Source organism: Pseudomonas sp. XP1, assembly GCF_053557675.1.
This window is the reverse complement of record NZ_JBNRIJ010000044.1, coordinates 1-6,579: the sequence shown is the minus strand read 5'-3', so window position 1 is coordinate 6,579 and position 6,579 is coordinate 1. Positions and strand designations below refer to the sequence as shown.

The following is a 6,579-nucleotide window of genomic DNA, read 5'->3' as shown; positions in this document are numbered from 1 at the left end:
CCGGCGATAGGGCCGGGTCAGCCAAGCAGCTCTTTCAGGCCTTGCAGCTCCTGCTCGGTCACCGCCACCCCCTCCTCCTCGGCCACCTCGCGCTCGCGGTAACGCCGCTCGCCGGGCATGCGCGTCAGCCCCACCGCCTGCATCTGCTCGACCAGTTCGCGGCTGCGCTGGGCAAACCGCTCGCCCTCGGCCTTGCTCGGGTCGATGACGATGATCAGTTGCCCGGTCCACGGCGTCTTCGCCCCGGGGTGCCCCGACCAGTCGAACTCCCAGGAGAAATGCCCGCCGGTCAGCGCCGCCGCCAGCAACTCCACCATCATCGACAAGGCCGAGCCCTTGTGCCCGCCAAATGGCAGCAAGGCGCCGCCTTCCAGAATCGCCTTGGGGTCGGTTGTCGGCTCGCCATTGGCGTCCACCCCCATGCCCTCCGGCAATTGCTGCCCAGCGCGCGCGGCAATCTGCACGTCGCCATGGGCCATGGCGCTGGTGGCCATGTCGAAGACGATCGGGTCATGTTCCGCGCAGGGTGCGGCAAAGGCGATGGGGTTGGTGCCGAACAGCGGCTTGCGGGCGCCGTGTGGCACCACGCAGGTCATGCTGTTGACCACGCTCAGGGCTACCAGGCCTTCGTCGGCGAATGGCTCCACATCCGGCCACAGCGCAGCGAAGTGGTGCGAGTTGTGGATCGCCAGCACGGCGATGCCAGCGTTGCGTGCCTTGGCCACCAGAAGTTCACGGGCTGCGGCCAGCGCAGGCTGGGCAAAGCCGCCCGCAGCATCGACACGAACATAACCGGGCGCCACGTCACTGACCTGCGGCCTGGCCTGGCCATCGACCCAGCCGCTGGCCAGGGTCGAGACATAACCGGGCATCCGGAACACCCCATGGCTATGGGCGCCATCGCGCTGGGCGCTGGCGCAGTTGTGGGCCAGCACCCGGGCCACGCTTTCGCTGCAGCCATGGCGCTGGAAGATGCTCTGCAACAGGGCCTGCAGCTCGGTAAAAGGCACACGCACGACGGTGCTGGTGGAAGGTGCGGACATCTGAAGCTCCTTGTTGGAATTGGAATGGCTACAGCGTTGCAACGACAAAAACTTTCCTGCATGTGACAGCTATCTGTCAAATGTTGACTTGATGACAGAAAACAGCCATTTTCTTTCGCAAGCCTTACCCCTGGAGCCGCAGCATGAGCCAACCGATCAAGCAACGCCTGGAAAACAGCCTCGAAGGGGCCGCTGCTTCGGGCCGCAAGATCGCCACCTACATGCTCGCCAACCTGCATGAACTGCCGTTCCAGACCTCGGCCAGCATTGCCGTCAAGCTGGGCGTCAGCGAATCCAGCGTCGGCCGTTTCTGTCGCTCATTGGGTTATGCCCACCTCAAGGCGTTGAAGCAAGACCTGCAGAACGACCTGGGCGATGGCCCGTGGCTGGTGGGCGACCGACTGCAAGATTACCGCCAGAACCAGGACGCCAGCGACAACGCCGGCAGCCTGGAGCTGGAGATCGCCGCACTGGTGCGCGTGCACGAGTATCGCCAGAGCAGTGCCTGGCACAGCGTCGCCCAGCGCCTGGCGAGCAAGCAGCGGGTTTTCATTGCCGGCTTCCAGACCGAGCGTGGCATCGCCATGTGCATGAGCCACCTGCTGCAGTACCTGCGCGACGGCGTGCAGCTGGTCGATATCAGTGCCGGGCACTTTGGCGAAGTATTGCTGGGCCGCGCCGAAGACAGCGCCCTGGTGGTGTTCGAAGCCCGCCGTTATTCCCGCCATGCCCTGCTGTTGTGCCAGAAGGCGCGCGAGGCTGGCATTGCGGTCACCCTGGTGACCGATCCCTTCTGTGACTGGGCCGATGCCAACGCCGACGAGGTGTTCCGCATCCCCACCGAATTCAACCTGTTCTGGGAATCCACCTCGACCATGCTGTCGTGGGTGCACCTGATGGTCAACGAGGTCTGCAAGAAGCTCGGACCGGATGTTGAAAAACGCTTGGAAGCAACTGCCGCTCTACATAACGAATTCGTCGGCTACACCTCGTGGTCGACGGGAAAACAACAATAGCAAGAGTGCAATGAGGTGCGAGATGAACAAGACCATGGCCTTGGTGGGTGCGTGCGCCCTGCTGCTGTCGGGTGCCGCCAGTGCCGAAACCCTGCGCTTCGCCACCGAGGGAGCCTACCCGCCCTTCAACTATGTCGACGCCAATAACCAGTTGCACGGCTTCGACATCGACATCACCCATGCCCTGTGCGAGCAGATGAAAGTCGAGTGCACCCTGGTGGCCCAGGACTGGGAAGGCATCATCCCGGCACTGATGGCACGCAAGTACGACGCCGTGGTCGCGTCGATGATCAACACCGAAGAACGGCGCAAGAAAATCGCCTTCACCGACCACTACTACCGCACCCCGCTGACCGTTGCCGTGGCCAAGGACAGCAAGATCAGCGACGCGCAGACCAACTTCGACGGCTACACCGTTGGCGCCCAGTCGTCCTCTACCCAAGCCATTTACGCCGAAGACGTCTATGCCAAGGCCGGTGCAGACGTGAAGCTGTACCCGACCATGGACGAAGCCAACGCCGACCTGGCCGCCGGCCGCCTGGACGGGGTGATTGCCGACAAGTTCCCACTGCACGAGTGGATGACCAAGAACGGCGGGGACTGCTGCAAGATCCTCGGCGACGTGGCCGACACCAAGGCCGATGCCGCCATTGCCGTGCGCAAGGACGACGAAGCCCTGCGCCAGCGCCTGAACACCGCGCTGCAACAGATCGTGGCCAACGGCACCTACCAGAAGATCGCCAGCAAGTACTTCGCTTTCGATATCTACAACTGACCTTCAAGGCCTCATTGCCTGACCGGGCCCTATCGCCGGCAAGCCAGCTCCCACAGGTAGCTCACTGACCTGAAGAACAGAGGTGTACCTGTGGGAGCCGGCTTGCCGGCGATGAGGCCGGTAAGGTCAACACAAGGTGTTCGTCATGCTCGATCAATTGTCCTTGCTGTCCTTCGCCAGTGGAGGCTGGGGCCAGGCGCTGCTGGCCGGCGCGCTGGTCACCGTTTCCCTGGCCCTGGCCTGCCTGCCCATCGGCCTGCCGCTGGGCCTGGTGGTCGCCCTTGCAGCGCGCTCGCGCAAGCGCTTGCCGCGCGCATGGGCCACCACCTTCTCCACCGTGTTCCGTGGCCTGCCCGAACTGCTGACGCTGCTGATCATCTATTACGGCTGCCAGATCGCCGCGCAGAAGATCCTCGCAGCCCTGGGCTACCAGGGTGAGTTCCTGATCAATACCTTCCTCGCCGCGATGATCGCCTTCAGCCTGGTGTTCGCCGCATTCTCCAGCGAGATCTGGCTGGCAGCCTTCAAGACCCTGCCCAAGGGCCAGCTGGAAGCCTGCTCGGCGCTGGGCCTGAGCAAGCGCACCGGCTTCTTCAAGGTGCTGCTGCCGCAACTGACCCGCATCGCCCTGCCCGGCCTGTCCAACAACTGGCTGTCGCTGCTCAAGGACACCTCGCTGGTATCCACCATCTCGCTGGTCGACCTGATGCGCCAGACCAACCTGGCCGTCAGCGTGACCAAGGAGCCGATGTTCTTCTATGGCGTCGCCTGCCTGGGCTACCTGCTGTTCGCCGCCATTTCCGGACGCGTGTTCGCCTTCATCGAACGGCGCAGCAACCGCCACCTGCAAGGAGCACGCGCATGAGCTTCGAACAACTGCTGGCGCTGGTCCTCGACCCCGACCTGCTGGACCGCTACGGCCCGCGCTTCCTCGATGGCTTGCTGGTAACCGCCAAGCTGGTGGTGATTTCCTTCAGCCTGGGCGCCGTGCTCGGCCTGTTGCTGGCCCTGGCGCGCATGTCGCGCAGCCTGCTGCTGCAGCGCATGGCCGCCGGCTACGTGTACTTCTTCCGTGGCTCGCCGCTGCTGGCCCAACTATTCCTGCTGTATTACGGCCTGGGCTCGCTCAAGGGCTTCTGGCAGGACGTCGGCCTGTGGTGGTTCTTCCGCGAAGCGTGGTTCTGCACCCTGCTGGCGTTCACCCTGAACACCGCCGCCTACCAGGCCGAAATCTTCCGCGGCAGCCTGATGGCCGTCGCGCCCGGGCAGCATGAGGCGGCGCGGGCGCTGAACCTGAAGCGCTCGACCACCTTCTTCAAGGTGATCCTGCCGCAGTCGCTGCTGGTGGCCATCGGCCCGCTGGGCAACGAACTGATCCTGATGATCAAGGCCAGCGCGATCGCCTCGCTGGTGACCATCTACGACCTGATGGGCGTGACCAAACTGGCCTTCTCGCGCAGTTTCGACTTCCAGATCTACCTGTGGGCCGCCGTGCTCTACCTGCTGATCGTCGAACTGGTGCGGCGCCTGCTGAAACACCTGGAAGCCCGCCTGGGCCGCCACCTGAACTGACCGAAGGATACGTTCCATGCATTGCCAGACCCTTGTCCTCGGCGCCGGCATCGTTGGCGTCAGCACCGCGCTGCACCTGCAGGCCCGCGGGCGCCAGGTGATCCTGATAGACCGCGACGAACCGGGCTGCGGCACCAGCCACGGCAACGCCGGGCTGATCGAGCGCTCCAGCGTGATCCCCTATGCCTTCCCCCGGCAACTGGGCGCGCTGCTGCGCTACGGCCTGAACCGCCAGCCCGATGTGCGTTACAGCCTGCTGCACCTGCCCAAGGCCGCCCCCTGGCTGTGGCGCTACTGGCGCCAGTCGGCCCCCGGGCGCCTGGCCGGGGCCGCCGCCGACATGCTGCCGCTGGTGCAGCGCTGCGTCGAGGAGCACGACGCACTGATCGCTGCCGCCGGCCTGGAAGGGCTGGTGCAGGCCAAAGGCTGGATCGAAGTGTTCCGTGACCCGGCGCTGTTCGAGCAGGCCAAGGCCGACGCCAAGGGCCTGAGCCGTTATGGCCTGCAGTTCGAAATCCTCGAATGCGGGCAGTTGCAGGCCCGCGAGCACCAGCTGGACGCCAGCGTGGTCGGCGGTATCCACTGGCTCGACCCCAAGACCGTGAACAACCCCGGCGCCCTCACCCGCGGCTACGCCACCCTGTTCACGCAGCGCGGCGGGCAGTTCCTGCATGGCGATGCGCGCAGCCTGCGCCAGGTCGACGGCCAATGGCAGGTCGACAGCCGCCGCGGTCCGATCACCGCCAACGAGGTGGTGGCCTGCCTGGGCCCGCAGTCTGCCGACCTGTTCAGCGGCCTGGGCTACCAGATCCCGCTGGCGATCAAGCGTGGCTACCACATGCATTACAGTACCCGTGACGGTGCGCAACTGGAGCATTCCATCTGCGACACCCAGGGCGGCTACGTGCTGGCGCCAATGGCCCGCGGCGTGCGCCTGACCACCGGCATCGAGTTCGATGCCAGCAGCGCACCGGGCAACCAGATCCAGCTGGGCCGCTGCGAAGCCCTGGCGCGCAAGCTGTTCCCGGCCCTGGGCGAGCGCCTGGACGACACCCCTTGGCTGGGCCGCCGCCCATGCCTGCCCGACATGCGCCCGGTGATAGGCCCGGCGCCGCGCCACCCTGGGCTGTGGTTCAACTTCGGCCACGCCCACCACGGCCTCACCCTGGGCCCGGTCAGCGGCCGACTGGTGGCCGAGCTGGTCACCGGCGAACGCCCCTTCACCGACCCCGCGCCCTACAGCGCGACCCGTTTCGACTGAACCCCTGCGGGAGAACAACAAGATGACCGCACCACTGAGCCTTGCCACCCTTGCCCCCGAACCCGACCCGCGCCCGGTGCTGATCCGCATCGAAGGCCTGAACAAGCACTACGGCGCGTTCCACGTGCTGCGCGACATCGACCTGCAGGTGCGCGAAGGCGAACGCATCGTGCTGTGCGGGCCGTCCGGCTCGGGCAAGTCGACCTTGATCCGTTGCATCAACCGCCTGGAAGTGGCCCAGCAGGGCAGCATCAAGGTGGATGGCATCGACCTGGCATCCACCACCCGCGAAGCGGCGCAGGTGCGCAGCGACATCGGCATGGTGTTCCAGCACTTCAACCTGTTCCCGCACATGAGCGTGCTCGACAACTGCCTGCTGGCCCCCACCAGCGTGCGCGGGTTGTCGCGCAAGGACGCCGAGGAGCGGGCGCGCATGTACCTGAGCAAGGTCGGCATCGAAAGCCAGGCGCACAAGTACCCCAGCCAGCTGTCCGGCGGCCAGCAGCAGCGCGTGGCGATCGCCCGGGCGCTGTGCATGAAGCCGCGGATCATGCTGTTCGACGAGCCCACCTCGGCGCTGGACCCGGAGATGGTCGCCGAAGTGCTGGATGTGCTGGTGCAACTGGCTGGCACCGGCATGACCATGCTCTGCGTCACCCACGAAATGGGCTTTGCCCGCCAGGTCGCCGAGCGGGTGTTGTTCCTCGAGGGCGGGCAGATCATCGAAGACAGCTCGCCGCAGGTGTTCTTCAACCAGCCGCGTACAGAGCGGGCCAAGGGGTTCCTGGCGCAGATACTGCACTGAGTAATGGAGTAATACCTGTCCCAATCGCCGGCAAGCCAGCTTGTGTCTTGAGAGGGGATTAGAATCTGAAGTGAGAGCGGTGAATGGCAAGCTGAATGCCAGAGGTG

Annotated in this window: 7 protein-coding genes; 6 read left to right on the top strand and 1 reads right to left on the bottom strand. The window is 65.2% G+C overall.

The genetic code is table 11. The features are described 5' to 3' along the window. Positions 1–17 precede the first annotated feature (17 nt). Positions 18–1,043: an Ldh family oxidoreductase gene (locus ACK1U9_RS23730; protein WP_284385096.1), complete on the bottom strand. Its 1,026-nt coding sequence runs from the start codon at positions 1,041–1,043 to the stop codon at positions 18–20. A 143-nt stretch (positions 1,044–1,186) separates the two neighbouring features. Between ACK1U9_RS23730 and ACK1U9_RS23725 the strand changes: the two genes are divergently transcribed. The 6 genes from ACK1U9_RS23725 (at position 1,187) to ACK1U9_RS23700 (ending at position 6,472) form a co-directional block, all read left to right on the top strand. Beyond that, positions 1,187–2,059, top strand: coding sequence for a MurR/RpiR family transcriptional regulator (locus ACK1U9_RS23725; RefSeq protein ID WP_046615432.1), 873 nt, complete (start codon positions 1,187–1,189; stop codon positions 2,057–2,059). 22 nt (positions 2,060–2,081) lie between these two features. Then, on the top strand, positions 2,082–2,834 hold the full coding sequence (locus ACK1U9_RS23720) for a transporter substrate-binding domain-containing protein (protein WP_046615433.1): 753 nt from the start codon (positions 2,082–2,084) through the stop codon (positions 2,832–2,834). A gap of 145 nt (positions 2,835–2,979) precedes the next feature. Continuing rightward, positions 2,980–3,699 carry an ABC transporter permease gene (locus ACK1U9_RS23715; protein ID WP_046615434.1) on the top strand — a complete coding sequence of 240 codons (720 nt, stop codon included), beginning with the start codon at positions 2,980–2,982 and terminating at the stop codon, positions 3,697–3,699. Then, positions 3,696–4,406 (top strand): ABC transporter permease, encoded by a 711-nt coding sequence (locus ACK1U9_RS23710; RefSeq protein ID WP_449110220.1) that lies wholly within the window; start codon positions 3,696–3,698, stop codon positions 4,404–4,406. The genes ACK1U9_RS23715 and ACK1U9_RS23710 overlap by 4 nt, the downstream gene beginning before the upstream one ends. Before the next feature lie 16 nt (positions 4,407–4,422). Then, complete coding sequence (locus ACK1U9_RS23705) at positions 4,423–5,667, top strand: NAD(P)/FAD-dependent oxidoreductase (protein WP_046615435.1); 1,245 nt, start codon at positions 4,423–4,425, stop codon at positions 5,665–5,667. A 22-nt stretch (positions 5,668–5,689) separates the two neighbouring features. Beyond that, on the top strand, positions 5,690–6,472 hold the full coding sequence (locus ACK1U9_RS23700; RefSeq protein ID WP_085599052.1) for an amino acid ABC transporter ATP-binding protein: 783 nt from the start codon (positions 5,690–5,692) through the stop codon (positions 6,470–6,472). The last annotated feature ends 107 nt before the right edge of the window (positions 6,473–6,579 follow it).

What these genes read in the sequence shown, in the direction of transcription:
- ACK1U9_RS23700 (WP_085599052.1), top strand. Translation starts at nt 5,690, where the DNA reads ATGACCGCACCACTGAGCCTTGCCACCCTTGCCCCCGAACCCGACCCG.
- ACK1U9_RS23710 (WP_449110220.1), top strand. Translation starts at nt 3,696, where the DNA reads ATGAGCTTCGAACAACTGCTGGCGCTGGTCCTCGACCCCGACCTGCTG.
- ACK1U9_RS23720 (WP_046615433.1), top strand. Translation starts at nt 2,082, where the DNA reads ATGAACAAGACCATGGCCTTGGTGGGTGCGTGCGCCCTGCTGCTGTCG.
- ACK1U9_RS23725 (WP_046615432.1), top strand. Translation starts at nt 1,187, where the DNA reads ATGAGCCAACCGATCAAGCAACGCCTGGAAAACAGCCTCGAAGGGGCC.
- ACK1U9_RS23730 (WP_284385096.1), bottom strand. Translation starts at nt 1,043, where the DNA reads ATGTCCGCACCTTCCACCAGCACCGTCGTGCGTGTGCCTTTTACCGAG.
- ACK1U9_RS23705 (WP_046615435.1), top strand. Translation starts at nt 4,423, where the DNA reads ATGCATTGCCAGACCCTTGTCCTCGGCGCCGGCATCGTTGGCGTCAGC.
- ACK1U9_RS23715 (WP_046615434.1), top strand. Translation starts at nt 2,980, where the DNA reads ATGCTCGATCAATTGTCCTTGCTGTCCTTCGCCAGTGGAGGCTGGGGC.